Below are 18,559 nucleotides of genomic sequence, written 5' to 3'. Positions count from 1 at the left end.
AATTGGCGGGCGCGGCGGCTGGGGACTGAACGCTTTCCAGGAACCGGGCGCGGCGCGCGGTGGACGTCTTTACCCTGTGCTGTATAGGACACCGGTATCCGTTTCCTCAGCATCCCGCACCACCCAGGGGTCTTACGACGTGACGGACATGGCAGGCGGACCGGGGCGGACGCGTCTCGTCCAGCCCGACCGCGTCTACGTGGGCTGGCGGTACGCGCAGGTCCACCCGGAGCCGGGGCCGCCGCCGCCCGCGCCCGAGCGGTCCGTGCCCGCCGCGCCGTCCCCGCCGCAGCGCCCGCGCGGCGAGCAGTTCGCCAACCACCAGCTCCGGATCACGGCGGGCGGGGCGTGCGCGTTCATCCTGCTGTTCCTGCTCTGCGCCGTGGTGGGCGTCCTGCCGTGGGCGTTCGCGGGGGTGGGCGTGCTCGCGTGCCTGATCGTCCTCGGGATCACCGGGTCGGCGCTGTGGCGCGACGAGCAGGCCGTCCGCGCCCGCATCGCCGCGCAGCGCGCCGGGGAGGAGGCCGAGCGCCGCGCCCGCGAACGGGCCGGGGCCGCCGCCGACCGCGCGCACGCCGACGCCTACCGCGCCTGGGACCGGCGCCGCCGCGCCTACGAGGAGCAGCGCGAGTGGTACCCGGTCGCGGTGCCGCCCGGCGTGGACCGGGTGGACGTCGTCGGCGGCACGCTCGCGGGCTGGTCGGCGTTCGTCACGACGATGGGCGCGGCCCGGCTCGCCGTCGGCGCGCGGCTCACCGTCGTGGACCTGTCCGAGGGCGCGGTCGCGCACGACCTGCTGCGGCTGGCGTCCGACCGGGGCGACGACCCGCTGGTCTGGGTGCTGCCCGCCGACCTGCCCCGGCTGGACGTGACGCGCGGCCTGTCCCCCGAGGCGCTCGCCGACGTGCTCTCGCTCGTCGTCGGCGCCGGGGAGGAGCAGGCGAGCACCCGTGATCTGTCCTTCGACAATTCGATCTTGGAACGCGTCATCGAGGTGCTCGGACCGGACGTGACGCTGCCCCGGATCACCGCGGCGCTGCGCGTCCTCGCCCAGGTCGGCGACCCGCGCGACGATCTGCGCCGGGGCCTGCTCACCGAGGAGCAGCTCGAACGCATCGCGACGCTGTTCGGCCGGGACGCGACCGGCCGCATCGTCGTCCGGCACGCGTGGGCGCTGGAGGCGCAGCTCCGCAAACTGGAGCAGATCGCGACCGAGCAGGTCGTGCTGCCGCCGTCGCGGCTGCGCGTCGTGTCGATGGACCGCCGCGCGGGCGTCCTGACGAACCGGGTGCTCGGCACGTACGTCACGACCGCGCTCACGCACCGGATCCGCGAGTCCCCGCCCGGCGGGCGCTGGGAGCACACGCTGCTGGTGTGCGGGGCGGAGAAGCTGCGCGGGGACGTCCTGGACCGGCTGATCGACGCCTGCGAGGCCACCGGGAACGGGCTGGTGCTGATGTACCGGTCGCTGCCGCCGCACGTCCGGGAACGGCTCGGCCGGCGCGGCCACGCCGCCGTCGGGTTCATGCGGCTCGGCAACCCCGAGGACGCCCGGATCGCCGCCGAGCACATCGGCACCGACCACCGCCTGCTCGTCGCCGAGATCACCGACACGGCGGGCGAGACGCCGTTCGACGTCGCCGGGGAGACCTACGCCTCCACCGTCGCCTACGCCCGGACGCGCGGCGACGGCCGCTCCGATCCGCTGACCGAACCCGTCTGGTCGCCGCTGCCCGCCCCGGCCGCCGACGACTCGGCGCTCGTCCAGGGCATCTCGTCCGCGACGGCGTGGGGCCGCACGATCCCACCGAACCTGTCCCGCCAGCGCGCCCGCGAACTCCTGATCGAACCGCCGCAGCTCCAGGAACTCCCGCCGACCGCGATGGTCTTCACCCACGCCGGCTCGACGGGCCGCCGGATCCTCATGGTGGACGCCAACCCCGGCATCATCACCCTGCCCACGGCCCACTCGATCGAGTTCGAGGAGTACATCCGCGAACAACAGGCCACCCTCGAAGAAACACCCCCACAACCGACCGACACCCCGACACCCACCCAGCCGCCCCTGGCAGCCCCCGTCCCCACAACACCCCGCCACGGCCGCCCCCGCGCCGGAACCCCCCGCCTCAGCGCCCCCCGCCGCACCGCCGGCCGCCACGCAGCAGGCCGCGACCGCCCCTGACCCAAACCACCCGACAAACCCGTCGCATCCAAGCGCCATCAGCGCCCCGAGGCACAGCACGCACCCGCAGCCCGCGCCAACCTGCACTAGCGGACGCGCTCGTCCTACGGGCGCTGCACGCACGTCCGCCTGGCACCGGTTCCAGCGAATGCGCCTAAGCGCTGCGCCCACTCAGGCTGGTCGCGGGGAGTGATTTGTGCGGGCGCGGTTGCGGGACTTTGCCGCGCATCGGTGGAGCGGCGCCTTGTTGTGCGGTGGCGGGTGCTTGTTGAGGGGAGTGCGCCCCGCGCGCACGTGGTCGGAGGGTCGTGGTGCTGGGTGTCCGGCCTGGTGCTTGCAAGGCGCGTTCGGGTGGGCGGGTTTAGCGGGTTGGGGGTGCGATGGTCTGGAACCAGCGGAGGGCTTCGGTCAGGCCGTGGCGGCCTGAGTCCATGTGGTGGAGGGCGCCCAGGTCGGTGAGGGTTGCGTTGGGGCCCAGTTGGCGGACGCAGTGCCTCGCGTTCGTGAAGGCGACCTGTTCGTCGGCGTGTGCTCCGATCACGTGGACGGGGATGGTGGTGTGCCAGCCCTTGCAGGTCCGGTCGTTGGTGGTCAGTGCTGCGGCCAGCCTTCCGGTGGGGTGCTGGATCATCGTCAGGGCTTTGGCGGTCAGGAGTTGCTGCGGTGAGTCGGGGAGGCGCGGGACGATCTCGTTCTCGTCGTGGCGGCCGTCGTACAGCGGGGCGACCGTGGTGTCGTAGGGCGTGCGGAAGACCTCGGCGTTGGTGCCGTACAGGTGGTAGAGGCGGTTCCAGGACGTCAGGAAGTACGCGAGGTAGTACGCCGACGCCTTCGGGTCCAGGGTGCCGTTGAAGATCGCCGGGACTTCGGCGCCGCGCAGGTCGTAGGGGCCGCTGACGGGTGCGGCGGCGGCCAGGCGGAAGCGTGGGTCGGCGCCGTTGAGCAGGGCCTTGCCGAAGGCCATGGCCGCCTGTCCGCCCTGGGAGAAGCCGGTGACGAGCAGGCGCGGGTCCAGCGCGCGGCCGGTTCGGGGGGCGAAGGTGAAGGACGCGCGGACGAGGTCCAGCGTCGCCGTCGCCTCGGAGTGCGCGTGCAGGTACGGGTGCGCGCCCGGGCCGACGCCCAGGCCGAGGTAGTCGGGCTCGATGGCCGCGTAGCCGGCGGACGCCAGGAGCAGGCCCTCACCGGAGCGTCCGCCGTCGTCCACGGACGGCGCGTCGGCCGCCGCCGCCATCGTGCCGTGCGCGTAGGTGACGGCGCGGAGCCGGTGCCGTCCGTCGCGCGGCAGGACGAGCAGGCCGCTGGCCGTGGTGGGCTTTCGCGCGGTGTCGATCGTCCGGTAGACGATGCGGTACGCGGTGACGCCGTGGCGGACGCGGGACGCGTCCAAGCCGTCCTTGCGCAGCGCCGTCCGGACGGCGCCCGCGTCGAGGTTCTGCACGCGCCGCGCCGACACGATGGCCCCGCGCCCGCCAACCCGCGCGTCCGCGAGCGCCGTGCCCGCGGGAGTCGGACCGCTCGACGGCGGGCCGTCCTGCGTCAGGTTGACGGGGGCTGTTCCGCGAGGCGTTGGGGTGGGGGTTGCTTGGGCGGGTGGGGTTGCGAGGGCGAGTGCCGTCAGGGTTCCGGCTGTCAGGACGGCTAGAGGTGATCTCATGCGTCGAACTTAGGAACGCGGGCGTGGCGGCACGATGGGTCTGTGGCCCGGTTCTGAGTGTCGGGTGTGGCACTTCGGGGGGTGGTGCTAGGGCCACCCGGGTGGGGTCAGCGGCGCCAGTACTGGGCTCTGATCGAGACGTTCGCTTCGCCGTCGGCGGCGGGGTGGAGTTCGACGTAGAGGTGCTGGTGGGCGCCGCAGACGCCGACGTAGGTGCCGGTGCCCGTGCGGAGCGGGTAGGTCTTGCTGGTGGCGTAGTTGTTGTCGGGGTCGGTCTCGATGAGGCGGAAGGGGTGGTCGCCCGAGACGTCCACCTCGATGACGAACTGGGTGCCCTTCGCGCCGCCGGACAGGATGCCGGGGTAGGCGCCGCCGTCCCCGTGGGCCTTGCCCGTGTCGGAGTACTCCTTGTCGAACTTGACGCGGGCGGTCTGGTCCTTCGTGACGGCCATCGGCTTGCTCAGGCCGAGGCTGACGTATTCCGGCATGTCGTCCTCCTCACCGGGGCCGGCGCCGACGCGCCACTGCCCGTAGTCGCTTTTCACGGCGCGGTCGTAGTCGAGGCCGACGCCGTTGATCGTGTGGTCGTTGGAGTACTGCTGGAGCTGGGCGCGGGCGTCCCATTTGCCGCCGGACCAGGCGTACGTCTGCCAGCCGTAGGTGATCTTGCCGGCGTCGAACGCGCGCCGCATCGGGCCGTAGCCCGCGTACAGGCCGACGCGGTCGCGGCCGAGGACGCTCGCGGCCCCGTCCAGGTAGGCGTTGATGGTGGACTGCTGCCCGGACGAGGCGTCGAAGTCCACCGCGAAGTAGATCGGCCGGTCGCCGGGCATGCCGCAGGCGGCGGCCTGCCGGGCGGCGTCCCGGGCGTCCGCGACGCCGCCGGAGCGGCCCGACAGCGCGCGGCTCGCGGTGCTCTCCCACACGACGACCAGCCACAGGCCCGCGTCGGAGAGCTGTTCCGCCTCGGCTCTCGTGAGGTTCTTGCCGGACGTGTCGTGCGAGAGGTAGCGGCACACGAACCGCACGCCGGCCTTCTTGAGCGCCGCCGGTCCCGGACGGCCCCAGGCGTAATCGACGCCGAACACGCTCATCCGCTCATCCATTTCCGTCCCGCTCGGGACGTCCCGGTCGCCGCCGGTAAATCGGACGAAATACCCCAAAGGTCCGGGGTGTTTCCTCCCGACTCGGCGGCATTCTCGGTGAATTTGCGGGTGACGGTACCAGTCACAGAACGGCACGTCCGGTGATTACGCGAACACCGTCGGCATTTCCGGTGAACTTCCCCCGGCTCAGCCCAGCCCGCCGGACGCGCGGACGTTCTGCCCCGTGATCCAGCGGGCGTCCGGCCCGGCGAGGAAGGCCACGACGGCGGCCACGTCGGGCGGCGTCCCGATCCGGCGCAGCGGCGTCCGCCCGGCGACCTGCTCGGCGGTCTCGGGCGAGGTGACGCTCCGGAACAGATCGGTGTCCGTCGCGCCCGGCGACACCGTGTTGACGGTGATGCCGCGCGGGCCCAGCTCCTGCGCCGCGGCGAGCGTCAGCTGCTCCACGGCGCCCTTGGCCGCCACGTACGGCGCGACGCCCGGCGTCGGCAGCACGGTGTTGATCGTGGAGATGTTGACGACGCGTCCGTCGTCGCGCATGTGCCGGGCCGCGTACCGGAGCGTCAGGAAGACGGCCTTCGCGCCGGCCGTGAGAACGGCGTCGAACACGTCCTCGCCCGTCTCGGCCAGCGGCGTCATGGTGAAGGACGGGACGGCGTTGTTCACCAGCACGTCCAGCCCGCCGAGCCGGTCGGAGGCCGTCTCCATCAGCCGCGAGGCCGCGCCGCGCTCGGTGAGGTCGGCCCGCACGGCGTGCGCGACGCCGCCCCCCGAGGCGACCGTGCGCACCACGTCGTCCGCTCCGGACGAGGAGTGCGCATAGCTGAACACGACCTCCGCCCCGTCGAACGCGAGCCGCTCAACGATCGCGCGCCCGATCCCGCGCGACCCCCCGGTCACCACGGCCGCCTTGCCCGTGAGAATCCCCATGGACGCGAGCCTACGACCGCGATGGATGACAGACCCGGTGCGGAGAGTGTGGTCAAGGACGCTGGCGCGGAGTCACGAGGGACGGTAAGGATGTCCCGTGACCCATCCCCCCGGGATTCCACAGGAGTACCCGCCGTCCGCGACATGGGGAAACCGCGCGGAGCCGGGACTGACCGGACCGTGGTACCGGATCCAGGCGATTCCGGCGCCGCGCCGGGCCGCGTCGGCGGAGGGCGACTTCGTGAGCGTCCTGCCCGCCGCGCTGTCGGCCGCGCGGCGCGGCGAGCCGTTCGTCGTCGGCTGGCTGTCGGCGGGCGGCGGCGCGCCGCTGGAGCTGATCACCAACGCCGGGCCGGTCGGCGAGGCGCGGCAGGCGCTGCTGTTCCCGAGCGGCGCGCGCGGCGTCCGCGTCGGCGAGGAGTGGCTGCGGCAGGCGCGCCGCATGGTCTGGACGCGCTGCGCCGGCCGGCTCGCCCCCGTCGCGCCCGCGCTCGCCGAGGGCGCGGGCCTGTTCGAGTCGACGCTCGTCACGCTGATGGAGCGGCCGTTCGGCTGGTTCGTCGTCGCCGAGCCGTGCGGCGAGCGCGTCCTGGACGACGAGATGCGCGAACTCCACCACGAGCTGCGGATGCTGCGGCGCGGCGAGGACGAGCAGTCCCGCCTCGCCGTCGCCCGCGCCGACGACCGCCTCGCCGAGCTGGACGCGTTCCGCGAGGCCGGGCTGTGGCAGGTCAAGGTCGTCGCGGGCGCCGAGACCGAGCAGGAGCTGTGGCAGATCGCGCCCGTCCTCGTCGGGTCGATGGACCTCGGCCACCACCCGTACCGGCTGCGGTCCGGGCACGGCGCGGGCTCGTTCGCCGAGGCGCTGCGGGCGCCCGCGACCCCGGCGCCGCGCCGGCCGCAGGCGCCGGACGAGCTGCGCTTCCCGTTCACCGCGACGGCGGGCGCGCTCGCGGCCCTCGCCGGGCTGCCGCGCCGCGAGGTGCCGGGGCTGCGGGTGCTGGACGCGGGGTACTTCGACGTCACGTCCGAGACCGACGACACCGCGTCCGGCACCGAGCCGCGCATCGAACTCGGCGCGATCCTGGACGCGCAGGACCGCCGCGTGGGCGCGTTCACCGTCCCGCGCTCGACGATCAACCGGCACGTGTTCGTCACGGGCGCGACGGGCGCGGGCAAGAGCCAGACCGTCCGGCACCTGCTGGAGCAGCTCACCCGCGCGGGCGTGCCGTGGCTGGCGATCGAGCCCGCCAAGTCCGAGTACGCGGCGATGGCCGGGCGGATCGCGGACCTCGGCGGGCCGGTGACGGTCGTGAACCCGTCCGACCCGGCGTCGGTGCCGCTGTCGGTGAACCCGCTCGCGCCCGAGCCCGGCTACCCGGTGCAGGCCCACATCGACATGGTGCGGGCGCTGTTCCAGGCCGCGTTCGACGCCGAGGAGCCGTTCCCGCAGATCATGGCGCAGGCGCTCCAGCGCGTCTACGAGACCAACGGCTGGGACGTCGTCACCGGCGGCGGCGTGCCCGGCTCGCTGATCGAACCGACCGTCCCGACGCTCGAACAGCTCCAGAACGCGGCGCTCCAGGTCATCACGGACGTCGGGTACGGGCGGGAGATGATGGCGGACGTCCAGGGCTTCGTGGACGTCCGGCTCCGCAGCCTGCGCATCGGCTCGGCCGGACGGTTCTTCGAGGGCGGCCACCCCGCCGACATCGGCGGCATGCTGCGCGACAACATCGTGCTCGCCATCGAGGACGTCGCCAACGACGAGGACAAGGCGTTCCTCATGGGCACGCTCATCATCCGCATCGTGGAGCACCTGCGGATGCGGTCGCGCGGCGCGTCCCGCGACGGCGCGCCCGCGCTGCGGCACGTGATCGTCATCGAGGAGGCGCACCGGCTGCTGCGCAACCGCCCGGAGCGGACGAGCTCGCACGCCGTCGAGCTGTTCGCCGGGATGCTCGCCGAGATCCGCGCGTACGGCGAGGGGATCATCGTGGCGGAGCAGATCCCGACCAAGCTCGTCCCGGACGTCATCAAGAACACGGCGCTGAAGGTCGTCCACCGGCTGCCCGCGCACGACGACCGGTTCCAGGTCGGCGCGGCGATGAACCTGGACACCGACCAGTCGCGCGAGGTCGTGTCGCTGCGGCCGGGCGTCGCGGCGGTGTTCGCGGACGGCATGGACCGTCCGCTGCGCGTGCGGATCCCGCTCGGCGAGGGCCGCGAGGAGGAGCTGCCAGGACCGCCGCCCCCGGTGGACGGGCGCCGGTCGGCCGCGTGCGGGCGCGAGTGCCAGTCCGGACGCGCCTGCACGCTGTACGAGCTGCGCGAGGCGGACCTGCTCGCGGGCGGCGTGGACTCGGCGTGGCTGCGGGTGTGGACGGAGACGCTCGTCCTCGCGCACGTCACGAACCGTCCGCTGCCCGCGGTGCCGCCCGAACTGGTCCGCGCCTGGTCGCGGCTGACCGCGCGGCTGCGCGAGTGCACGCTCGCGACGGTCGTGGAGCGGGCGGTGACGCGCCGGTCGTGGGCGCTGCGGACGCAGTACCCGCCCGCCGAGCTGACGGGCGTCGTCGCGGACGTCGCGCAGCGCCTGCTCGGCGGCGCGGGCGACCTCGCCGGGACGTCGCCCGGCCCGCACTGGGTGATCCCGCAGGTCCGCTGGGTGCACGAGCTGGACCGGATCTTCCCCTACGGCGGCGACGAACCCGATCCGCGCGACCCCGCCCCGCCGATGGACTACCAGCTCCCGGGCCTGCGGCAGCCGCCGGACGGGCTGCTCGGCCACCGGCTGCGCGCGTTGCGCCGCCATCCGCTGTCGCCGGAGCTGGCGCGCAACCGTCCGCTGGCGATCACCGCGCTGGCCGGGGACGACGAGAACGCGGCCTTCTTCGCCGACCTCGCCGTCGTCACGATCGGGCTGCCCGAGGACGAGCAGATCGCCGACGTCGCCGCGACCATGCGCGTCGCGGACTGGCTGGAGCCCGTCCTGAGCTGGCCCGAGGGCCTGATCAAACCGTTCGCCGATCCGGCCGGGGGCGTTCCGTTCACGTTGCCCTGAGTGTGGTGCGATGAGTTTCGGACGTGCCGCGGGTCTCTCCCTGTGCACACACGAACTGAAGGGGCATTTGCGATGCGGAAGATCACGGCCGGCCTGTTCATCTCGCTCGACGGCGTCGTCGAGGAGCCGGGGGACTGGCACTTCCCGTACTTCAACGAGGAGATGGGGCGGGCCGTCGACGCCCAGCTCGGCTCGGCCGACACGCTGCTGCTCGGGCGGAAGACCTACGACAGCTTCGCCGGGGCGTGGCCGGAGCGCGAGAAGGCCGGGGGCGACGACGCCGCGTTCGCCACGAAGCTCGGCGACGCCCGCAAGATCGTCGTGTCGCGGCAGGAGCTGACGTTCACGTGGCGCAACTCCGAGCAGCTCTCGGGGGACCTCGTCGAGGCCGTGAAAGCGCTGAAGAACGAGCCGTCCACGGCGGCCATCGGCATGAGCGGGTCGGTGTCGGTCGTGCGGGTGCTGCTGGAGGCCGGGCTGCTGGACGAGCTGCACCTGTTCGTCCACCCGATCGCCGTGCGCAAGGGCATGCGGCTGTTCGCGGAGGCGGACGCGCCGCTGCCGCTGGAACTCGTCGCGTCGACGACGTTCGCGACCGGGGTCGTGCACCTGGTCTACCGCCGGGACGAGGCCGCCCCGACGGGCGATTACGACACCGCCAAGGCGAGCCTGCCGTCCGACTAGATGTCGCCCTCGGCGCGGGACGGAAGGTTCTCCGCCGCGGCCACGGTGCTCCAGTAGCCGAGGAACTCGCGTTTCGCGGCGCTCGCGCGCTCGTTGGCCGCGGCGATGACCGGGTCGGAGTCGGTCGGGCAGCCGGGGGCCTGGTCGAGGTAGCGCGAGTTGGAGTCCACCGACGCCTGGAGCGCGCGGACGAGCGCGTCCCGCATCTCCGCGCCGTTCGTCAGCGCGCCGACGTCGAGGGACTGCGCCTTGGCGAGCTGGCTCTGCCGCGCGTCCCGGACGGCCTGCAGATCGCTGACGGTGCAGCCGTTCTCGATCGCCGAGCCCAGTTCACGGCGGGTGGAGCCCATCTCGGTGAGCAGCGCGTCCACGGCCTGCGCCTGGACGTGGACGTCGCCGTCCGGGGTCGGGCTCTCGGCGATCGTGCTCGCGCTCGGCCCGGCGCTGGTCGGCGCGGCCGTCGCGCCGCCCCGCCCGCCCGGCGACCCGGACGGCCACAGCACGATCCCCACCGCGACCACCGCCAGCACCACGATGCCCGCCGCGAGCGCGATCCACGGGACCGGGCTGCGGCGGCGCGGGGGCGGCGGCTGCCAGATCGGCGGGTGGTTCCACGGCTCGTCGGCGAGCGGGGTCGTCCGCTCCTCGGCGGGCGGGGGCGGCACCGGCACGTTCCACGGCTCGGGCGACAACGCCGTCGTCTCGTGCTTCGGCCCGGCGGGCGGCAACCCGAACCCGCCGCGCGCCCCCTCGTCCCGCGCCGTCGCCGACTCGTGGCCACCGGCCGCCGGATTGAACCCGCCGGCCGACGGTCCAGAATCCCCGGGCGGCGGCCCGTGGCCGCCGGCCGACGGGTTGAACCCGCCACCTGATGGCTCGTAGCCGCCGGGCGGCGGGTCGGTCGCCCAGGGCGGGCGGACGGGCTCGTCGCGCGCCGTCGCGTCGTCGGCCGCGTGCCGATTCGTGTCCAGCAGCGCGCCGCAGTGGGTGCAGCGCGGCAACGCCGGGGTCGTGTCACTGCCACAGACCGGACACCGCATAACCCCACCTCACCATGACGGCCCGCAGTGGAGCCACAACATAACCCCGCGGGGACGCCCCGCGCCGTTCCTTCAGGCGCTCACACCGTGTTCCAGGCGCGGGTGGGGTTCCCGGTCCTGCGCGCGACCGGGTTCCACAGCGCGACGAACCGCTGCTTGTTCTGCGTGGCGCGGCGCTCGGCGTCGGCGCGTCCGGGCGCGTGCGCGGCGTTCGGACGCGGCTTGCCCTTGCACTTGCGCTGGTTGCCCTGCGCCCAGCGCAGCAGCGCCTGGTCCACCTCCAGCGAGGACTGGAACGACTGCCGCAGGTAGCCGCGCATCCGCTCGCCGTTCGGCAGGTGGTCCACCTTGAGCGCCTCGGTGCGCTGGAGCTGCGCCTGACGCCGCTCGGCGACGCGCTGGTACGCGCCGATCGCGGCGGGCAGCGTCTTGCACTTGGCGCTCGCGGCGAGCGCGGCGGTCAGGTTGCGGCGCGCCTCGCCGCTGGTGTTCAGCAGCGCGTTGAGCTGCGCGGCCTGCTGCCGGGTCGGGCCGGAGATCGGCTTCTTCTCCGCGACCGGCGTGTTGGACGTGGACGCGGCGGGCCTGCCGTGCGCCCCCGACGGGTCCTTCTTGCCGTCCGGCCACACGACGACCGCGATCGCCACGACGGCCACGGCGACCAGCACGGCGACGCCGACGAGCAGCGGCTTCGGCGTCCCGCCCCCGCGTTTCCCGCCGCCCGGTGGGTTCGCGCCGCCGTACGGCGCGTTCGGCCCGTACGGATCGTTCGGCGGCCCGTAGGGCGCGTTCGGTTGCCCGAGCGGCGCGTTCGGCGGGCCGAAGCCCGCGCTCGGCTGCCCGTAAGGGCCGTTCGGCGGCCCGTACGGCTCGCCCGGGCCGTTCGGCGGCCCGTACCCCGGCTGCGGCCCGTGCGGCGGCCCGTGCGGCGGCCCGGGGGCGATCTGCGTCGCGTCCGCGCCGGACGCCCAGGGCGACGGCGCCGGGCTCGGCGGCAGCGCGCGGGTCGCGTCGGACTCGTCCTCGGGGGACGGACGGCGCGGCTTGGCGTACCACGACTCCGGCACGATCGACTCGGCCGGCCCGGCGTCGTCCTGCGCCTCGGCCCACGCGGGACGCGCGGGAGGCGCGGGAGGCGCGGGAGGCGCGGACGGCGGCGCCGCGCGGTGCGTGACGTCGTCGTCCTCGTCGTCGTAGGCGTCCGGGTCGAACGTCCACGCGGCCGTGGACTCCGGGTCCTGCGGCCCCCCGCCGAACGAGCCGGGCGCTCCGGCGAACGGCGCGCCCGCACCCGCGGACGCCGCGCCCGGCTGACCGAACGACGCGCCCGGCCCGTCCAGCGGCCCTGCGGGCGGCGCGCCCGCGCCGTTCAGCGGCGCGTGCGAAGGCGCGCCGGATCCGTTCAGCGGCGCGTGAGGAGCGCCCGGCCCGCCGAACGAGGCGCCGGATCCGTTCAGCGGCCCTGCGGGCGGCGCGCCCAGTCCGTTCGGCGGCCCTGCGGGCGGCGCGCCCAGTCCGTTCAGCGGCGCGCCTGGTTCGTGCGGTGGCTCGGACGGCGACGCGTGCGGTGCGGCGGGCGGGGCGTACAGGTCGTTCGGTGGGACGGGCGGTCCGGCGAACGACGCGCCTGCCGTCGCGGGCGTCGTGCCCCATCCGTTCGGTGGCGCGGACGGGCCCGTGGACGCGGTCGAGGCGGGTGAGCCGTTCGGGGGTGCGGCGAACGGTGAGGGCGGTGCGGCCGGGCCGTTGGCGTGGGCGTCGGGGGGAGCCGGCGCCCAGGACGGCGGCGGCGGGACGAGGACGGTGCCGTCGCCGAGTCCCGCGCCGTCCTCCGTGCCGGACGCGCCGCGCCCGTTCAGGACCGGCGCGCCGAGCGGCGCCCCCGCGAGCGGCGTGTTGCAGCGCGGGCACGCCCCGAGCGTCCCGGGCGTGCTCGTCCCGCACGTCGGACAGTGCATCAGCTCGAAACCTCGCTTGATCGCCGGTACGCCCACGTCGCGTGCCCCGGGTCCCGGCGGGGCGCGGGGCCGCTCCACCGGCCGATGGGGACATCCGACAAAGTAACGTGCGGGACCCCATCTCGGGCGCATCACCGGGAAACCGCGCCATGCGCGGACCAACCCGCCCCCGGGTCTGGCACCGAATCACGGGCCGCCGACGAAGGTCAAGAACCTCGACGCGGGTTTACCCCGTCCGGTGTGACGCTCGTCGCATTATCGCGCCCGCAGGAGAACGGCGGCGGAAGAAGAGGGAAATGTCCGTACGGGACCGGTCCGCGCGCTGCCGCGACGATGGAGCGTCCCGGCGACTAGGCTGCCCTCATCTGCGGGGCGGGCCAGTCGGACGCGCCCGGACGCACCACCGGAGAAGACGGAGTTCATGAGCGACCTTCCACTGCGTTCGCAGCTCGCCGTCGCGCTCGGCAAGACGGCCGCGCGGATGTCCCGGCTGGCGGGCAAGGGCGACGGTTCGGTGATCGGCGGGCGGATCGGCCTGCGCCTGGACCCCGAGCTGCTCACCCGGCTGGCCAAGGACCGCAAGCTCGTGCTCGTCAGCGCCACCAACGGCAAGACGACCACGACCCGGCTGATCACGTCGGCGATGACGCCGCTCGGCGAGATCGCCACCAACGCGTTCGGCGCGAACATGCCGACCGGCCACGTGTCCGCGCTGGCGTCCGCGCCGGACGCCCGGTACGGCGTGCTGGAGTGCGACGAGAAGTACGTCCCGATGGTGCTGAAGGAGACCGGCGCGAACGTCGTCGCGCTGATGAACCTCAGCCGGGACCAGATGGACCGCGCCGCCGAGATCTGGCTGCTGGCCGGGAAGTGGCGGCGGGCGCTGGAGGCGTCGCCGGAGAGCCACGTGGTCGCCAACTGCGACGACCCGCTCGTCACCTGGGGCGCGGCGACGGCCCGGAGCGTCACGTGGGTCGCGGCCGGGCAGCACTGGCGCGAGGACTCGTGGTGCTGCCCCGAGTGCGGCGGCCCGCTGGACCGGCAGGGCACCGAGGAGGACAGCGACTGGCGCTGCCGCCAGTGCCACTTCGCGCGGCCCAAGCCCGACTGGGTGCTGCGCGGCGACCACGTCCTCGGTCCGGACGGACGGGCGGTGCCGCTGTCGGACGTCCAGCTCCCCGGCCGGGCGAACCGGTCGAACGCGGCGATCGCGCTGGCCGTCGTCGCGCAGTTCGGCGTGCCGCCCGAGCAGGCGCTGCCGCTGCTGGCGCAGGTCAGGTCGGTCGCCGGACGGTACACGACCGTCGAGCACCAGGGCCGCGCGCTGCGGCTGCTGCTGTCGAAGAACCCGGCGGGCTGGCTGGAGGCGTTCGACGTCCTCGCGCCCGCGCCCGGCCCGGTCGCGCTGTCGATCAACGCGCAGGGCCCGGACGGACGCGACACGTCCTGGCTGTGGGACGTCGACTACCGCATCCTGCGCGGCCGTCCCGTCTGGGCGACCGGCGAGCGCCGCGTGGACCTCGCCGCCCGGCTGGAGGCCGCCGACGTGCAGTTCACCGTCGTGGACGACATCGAGCAGGCGGTCCTCGCGGTGCCGCCGGGACAGCTCGACGTGATCGCCAACTACACCGCCTTCCAGGACATCCGAACGAGGTACGGCCGTGTCGTCTGACCGCATCAAGATCGTCTGGATCTACCCCGACCTGCTGAGCACCTACGGGGACCAGGGCAACACGATCGTCCTGGAGCGCCGGGCGGCGCTGCGCGACATCCCGACCGAGACCGTCCACCTGCGGTCCGACGAGCCGGTGCCCGACGACGGCGACATCTACCTGCTCGGCGGCGGCGAGGACCGTCCGCAGATCCTCGCGGCGCAGCGCCTGCGCGCGGACGGCGGGCTGACGGCCGCCGTGCAGCGCAACGCCGTGATCTTCGCGGTGTGCGCGGGCTACCAGATCATCGGGCACGAGTTCGGCGGCGAGGAGGGCCAGCCGCTGCCCGGCCTCGGCATCCTCGACATCCGCAGCGGGCGCGGGGCGCAGCGCGCGGTCGGCGAGGTCGTCGGGGACGTCGCGGCGGAGCTGAACGTCCCGCGCATCACCGGCTTCGAGAACCACCAGGGCGCGACGACGATCGGGCCGAACGCGCGCCCGCTCGCCAAGGTCGTGTCGGGCGTCGGGAACGGCGACGGCCAGGGCTTCGAGGGCGCCTACGCGGGCCACACGCTCGGGACGTACATGCACGGCCCGGCGCTCGTCCGCAACCCGGCCCTCGCGGACCTGCTGCTGACGTGGGCGGTGGGCATGGAACTGCCGCCGCTGCAGCCGTCCTGGTCCGAGCGTCTGCGCGAGGAGCGCCTGAACGCCGTCCTGACCCCCCGCTGACCGTCAGCCGACGATCGCCGCGACGACCGCGCGGACGGCTTCGGAGTCCGGAGCGCGCTCGCGGTCGGCGAACAGCAGGTGCGCGGTGCCGACGACGGTCAGCGCGAGCGTGTCGACGTCGGCGCCGTCCGGCAGCCGGTCGCGTTCGGCCGCCAGGTACGCGCGGACCATGGCCATGGCCTCGGTGAGCAGCGGGACGCCGGTGGGCCAGGTGCGGCGGAGGCGGGCGCGCAGCTCGTCCCGGAAGGTGATGAGGCCGACCATCGCGACGGCCACCGCATCGAACACGTCCACCAGCGCGGCCGTGAGATTGTCGGCGACAGTGCCCGTCCCGGCCGTGGCGAGCAGCACGGCGGTCCGCGCGTCCAGGCGCGCGACGCTGTCGTGGACGAGGTCGGCCAGGAACGCGTCGAAGTCGGCGAAGTGCCGGTGCAGGACGCCCTTCGCGCAGCCCGCCTCGTCGGTCACGGCGCGGCTGGTCAGCGCGTTCGGGCCGTCCCGCAGCAGGACGCGCTCGGCGGCGGCGAAGAGCTGCTCGCGCGCGTCGCGCAGGGCCACGCCGGTGGGCATGGGACATCCTCTCGCTGGCTAAGTGGGCGCTTGCCCACTAGTGTGGGCGCATGCCCACTCTACCGTCGCGCCCGTCGCCGGACGAGCCGCACCGCGCCCGCCACGTCGCCGAATCGTTCGGCGCGGAGGCCGAGCGCTACGACCGGACCCGGCCGCGCTACCCCGGCGACCTCATCGCCCGCGTCGTCGCCGCGAGCCCCGGCCCGGACGTCCTGGACGTCGGCTGCGGCACCGGGATCGCGTCCCGCGCGTTCGCGGCGGCGGGCTGCCGCGTGCTCGGCGTGGACCCCGACGGGCGGATGGCCGCCTTCGCGCGGCGGCACGGCCTGCCCGTCGAGGTCGCGACGTTCGAGGACTGGGACCCGGCGGGCCGCGCGTTCGACGCCGTCGTCGCCGGGCAGTCCTGGCACTGGGTGGACACGGTCGCGGGCGCGGAGAAGGCGGCGAGCGTCCTGCGTCCCGGCGGACGGTTCGCGCCGTTCTGGTACGTCTTCGAGGCGCCGCCCGCCCTGGCCGAAGCCTTCTCCGCCGTCTACGCCCGCGTCCTGCCGGACTCGCCGTTCGCGCGCGGCGTGATGCCCGGCCTCACCGCCTACTCGGCGATCTTCGCCACGACCGCCGACGGGATTCGCGCCACCGGCGCCTTCTCCGAGCCCGAGGAATGGCGTTTCACCTGGCAGCGCCCCTACACGCGCGACGAGTGGCTGGACCAGGTGCCCAGCTTCGGCGGCCACGCGGACCTCCCGGCCGACACCCTGGACGCCCTGCTCGCCGGCGTCGGCGCCGCGATCGACGCCGTCGGCGGCACCTTCCCCGTCCACTACACCGCCGCCGTCGTCACCGCGTCCCGGAGCACCTAGTACCGGACGTCGCTCTCCACCAGCGGCGGGTACACGGTGGAGGTCTCACCGTCCACGGTGGCCCCGGCGAACTGCAGCATCGCGCGCAGGGAGCCGTTCAGGGCCGCCGGGTAGTTCAGGGCCGGGGCGGACACCTCGCCCAGAGTCCGGAGGTGCTCGGGAGTGAGCACCACGTCCAGCGCGGCGAGGTTGCCGGTCAACTGCTCCACGCGCCGCGCGCCGACGATGGGGACGACCGTGCCCGCGCGGGCGAGCAGCCAGGCCAGCGCGACCGCCGCCGACGTCGTGCCGAGGTCGGCGGCGACGGCGGCGACCGCGTCGATCACCGGGAAGTCGTCCTCGCCGGGGCCGCCGACGAACGCGGCGCGGGCGGACTCGGCCGCCGCCGCGCCGCGCCGGTACTTCCCGGACAGGAAGCCGTTCCGCAGCGGGCTCCACGGGACCAGCGCCAGGCCCTGGTCGCGGGCGAACGGCGCGAGTTCGCCCTCGACGGTGCGCGCGAGCAGCGAGTACTCGACCTGGAGCGCGACCAGCGGCGTCCAGCCCCGCAGCAGCGCCGTCGTCTGCGCCTGGGCGGTGATCCACGCGGGCGTGTTGGAGAACCCGATGTAGCGGATCTTCCCGGCGCGGACGAGGTCGTCCAGCGTGCGCAGCGTCTCCTCGATCGGTGTGTGCCGGTCCCAGTTGTGCAGCCAGTACAGGTCCAGGTAGTCGGTGCGCATCCGGCGCAGCGTCGCGTGGAGCTGGGCGACGATGGACGAGCGTCCGGCGCCGCCGCCGTTGGGGTCGCCGGGGTGGAGGTTGGCGAAGAACTTCGACGCGAGGACGACCCGGTCGCGCCGTCCGGGGCGGGCGGCGAACCAGTCGCCGAGGATCTTCTCCGAGTGCCCGTTGGTGTAGAGGTTCGCGGTGTCGACGAAGTTCCCGCCCCGGTCCAGGTACGTCGCGAGGATCCGTTCCGACTCGGCGACGTCGCATCCGGCGCCGCCGGGGTCCTCGCCGAACGTCATCGCGCCGAGCGCGAACGGGCTGACCCGCAGTCCGGACCTGCCGAGCGTGACGTAGTGGTCGAGTGGCATGAGCGTGGCTCCCGTGGCTCGCTGTTTCGGTGGTCCCATCGAAACGCGGGCGGTGGTCCGCACGGTAGACCGATCCGCGCGGGCTCTTGCACGATCCTGCCGATCTCGCGCGGATCGGGCTTACGCTGAACCGTGCGCACCGACCTTCTGGACGAGATCCGCGGCCTCGTCGCGTCCCATGCCCGGCCGGACCTGCGGACGCCGATCGACGGCCTGCTGCTGTCGCGCGTCGCCGACACCGCGCCGGAGTACTCGCTGACCGAGCCGCTGTTCGTCCTGATGGCGCAGGGCGCCAAGCGGCTCCTGCTCGGCGACCGGGTGTTCGAGTACAGGGCGGGCGAGTTCCTCCTGGTCACGGCCGAACTGCCCGTCACGGGCCACTTCCTCGACGCCGACGCGCGCGTCCCGGCGCTGGGCCTCGGCGTCGCGCTGCGCCCGTCCGCCATCGCGCCGCTGCTGCTGGAGGCGCCGCCGCGACGGTCCCGGGCGGAGGAGCGCCCGCCGACGCTCGCGACCGGCACGGCGTGGCCCGACCTGCTCGACGCTGTGGCCCGGCTGCTGCGCTTGCTCGATCGTCCCGGGGACGCGCCCGTGCTCGCCCCGCTGGTCGAGCGGGAGATCCTCTGGCGGCTGCTCACCGGCCCGCACGGCGCGATGGTCCGGGCGATCGGGCTCGCCGACAGCGGCCTGTCGCACGTCGGACGGGCCGTCCGGTGGATCCACGACCACTACGCCGAGCCGATGCGGGTCGAGGACCTCGCCCGGCTGGCCGGGATGAGCCCGTCGGCGTTCCACCGGCACTTCCGCGCCGTCACGGCGTTGAGCCCGCTCCAGTTCCAGAAGCGCATCCGGTTGCAGAAGGCGCGGTCGCTGCTCGTCACGTCCCCCAACGACGTCGCCGGGGTGGGGCACCTGGTCGGCTATGACAGCCCGTCCCAGTTCAGCCGGGAGTACCGCCGCCTGTTCGGCGCGCCCCCCGGCCACGACGCCGCCCGCCTCCGGGCCCCCGAACCCCGCCTGCCGTGACGGAACGACGGTGCAAAGA

14 protein-coding genes are annotated in these 18,559 nt (G+C 74.3%); 7 read left to right on the top strand and 7 right to left on the bottom strand.

All coding sequences use genetic code 11. The features are described from left to right. The first annotated feature begins 148 nt into the window (after positions 1 to 148). Complete coding sequence (locus tag GQ466_RS22175; protein WP_161104938.1) at positions 149 to 2,182, top strand: hypothetical protein; 2,034 nt, start codon at positions 149 to 151, stop codon at positions 2,180 to 2,182. 361 nt (positions 2,183 to 2,543) lie between these two features. Here GQ466_RS22175 and GQ466_RS22170 read toward each other — a convergent pair whose 3' ends face one another. From GQ466_RS22170 to GQ466_RS22160, 3 genes are all read right to left on the bottom strand, one after another. Further along, on the bottom strand, positions 2,544 to 3,623 hold the full coding sequence (locus tag GQ466_RS22170; protein WP_161104937.1) for an alpha/beta hydrolase: 1,080 nt from the start codon (positions 3,621 to 3,623) through the stop codon (positions 2,544 to 2,546). Positions 3,624 to 3,946: 323 nt separating this feature from the next. Then, positions 3,947 to 4,933, bottom strand: a complete 987-nt coding sequence (locus tag GQ466_RS22165) for a DUF1906 domain-containing protein (RefSeq protein WP_237418251.1) — start codon at positions 4,931 to 4,933, stop codon at positions 3,947 to 3,949. Between the two features lie 198 nt (positions 4,934 to 5,131). Next, on the bottom strand, positions 5,132 to 5,875 hold the full coding sequence (locus GQ466_RS22160) for an SDR family oxidoreductase (RefSeq protein WP_161104936.1): 744 nt from the start codon (positions 5,873 to 5,875) through the stop codon (positions 5,132 to 5,134). Between the two features lie 97 nt (positions 5,876 to 5,972). Here GQ466_RS22160 and GQ466_RS22155 point away from each other — a divergent pair, with 97 nt between their 5' ends. Further along, positions 5,973 to 8,939 carry an ATP-binding protein gene (locus tag GQ466_RS22155; protein ID WP_337193577.1) on the top strand — a complete coding sequence of 989 codons (2,967 nt, stop codon included), beginning with the start codon at positions 5,973 to 5,975 and terminating at the stop codon, positions 8,937 to 8,939. 72 nt (positions 8,940 to 9,011) lie between these two features. Continuing rightward, positions 9,012 to 9,623 carry a dihydrofolate reductase family protein gene (locus GQ466_RS22150; RefSeq protein ID WP_161104935.1) on the top strand — a complete coding sequence of 204 codons (612 nt, stop codon included), beginning with the start codon at positions 9,012 to 9,014 and terminating at the stop codon, positions 9,621 to 9,623. Here GQ466_RS22150 and GQ466_RS22145 read toward each other — a convergent pair. Both GQ466_RS22145 and GQ466_RS22140 read right to left on the bottom strand, forming a co-directional pair. After that, a complete protein-coding gene (locus GQ466_RS22145) occupies positions 9,620 to 10,624 on the bottom strand; it encodes a hypothetical protein (RefSeq protein WP_161104934.1) in 1,005 nt (334 codons plus the stop codon). The two genes, GQ466_RS22150 and GQ466_RS22145, sit on opposite strands and share 4 nt — an antisense overlap. 119 nt (positions 10,625 to 10,743) lie before the next feature. Further along, positions 10,744 to 12,621, bottom strand: coding sequence for a hypothetical protein (locus GQ466_RS22140; protein ID WP_161104933.1), 1,878 nt, complete (start codon positions 12,619 to 12,621; stop codon positions 10,744 to 10,746). Between the two features lie 421 nt (positions 12,622 to 13,042). Here GQ466_RS22140 and GQ466_RS22135 point away from each other — a divergent pair, with 421 nt between their 5' ends. Both GQ466_RS22135 and GQ466_RS22130 read left to right on the top strand, forming a co-directional pair. Continuing rightward, complete coding sequence (locus GQ466_RS22135) at positions 13,043 to 14,293, top strand: Mur ligase family protein (RefSeq protein WP_161104932.1); 1,251 nt, start codon at positions 13,043 to 13,045, stop codon at positions 14,291 to 14,293. Beyond that, complete coding sequence (locus GQ466_RS22130) at positions 14,283 to 15,005, top strand: glutamine amidotransferase (RefSeq protein WP_161104931.1); 723 nt, start codon at positions 14,283 to 14,285, stop codon at positions 15,003 to 15,005. The genes GQ466_RS22135 and GQ466_RS22130 overlap by 11 nt, the downstream gene beginning before the upstream one ends. A 3-nt stretch (positions 15,006 to 15,008) precedes the next feature. Here GQ466_RS22130 and GQ466_RS22125 read toward each other — a convergent pair whose 3' ends face one another. Continuing rightward, positions 15,009 to 15,575: a TetR/AcrR family transcriptional regulator gene (locus GQ466_RS22125; protein ID WP_161104930.1), complete on the bottom strand. Its 567-nt coding sequence runs from the start codon at positions 15,573 to 15,575 to the stop codon at positions 15,009 to 15,011. A gap of 50 nt (positions 15,576 to 15,625) precedes the next feature. Here GQ466_RS22125 and GQ466_RS22120 point away from each other — a divergent pair, with 50 nt between their 5' ends. Beyond that, positions 15,626 to 16,435: a class I SAM-dependent methyltransferase gene (locus GQ466_RS22120; protein WP_161104929.1), complete on the top strand. Its 810-nt coding sequence runs from the start codon at positions 15,626 to 15,628 to the stop codon at positions 16,433 to 16,435. On the opposite strand, the gene GQ466_RS22115 is transcribed toward GQ466_RS22120, so the two are convergent. Continuing rightward, on the bottom strand, positions 16,432 to 17,514 hold the full coding sequence (locus GQ466_RS22115; RefSeq protein ID WP_161104928.1) for an aldo/keto reductase: 1,083 nt from the start codon (positions 17,512 to 17,514) through the stop codon (positions 16,432 to 16,434). The genes GQ466_RS22120 and GQ466_RS22115 overlap by 4 nt on opposite strands. A gap of 132 nt (positions 17,515 to 17,646) precedes the next feature. On the opposite strand from GQ466_RS22115, the gene GQ466_RS22110 reads away from it, so the two are divergent. Next, positions 17,647 to 18,540, top strand: coding sequence for an AraC family transcriptional regulator N-terminal domain-containing protein (locus GQ466_RS22110; protein ID WP_161104927.1), 894 nt, complete (start codon positions 17,647 to 17,649; stop codon positions 18,538 to 18,540). The last annotated feature ends 19 nt before the right edge of the window (positions 18,541 to 18,559 follow it).

Source organism: Actinomadura rayongensis (assembly GCF_009831215.1).
GTDB classification, from domain to species: Bacteria; Actinomycetota; Actinomycetes; order Streptosporangiales; family Streptosporangiaceae; genus Spirillospora; species Spirillospora rayongensis.
This window is presented reverse-complemented; position numbering and strand designations above follow the sequence as displayed.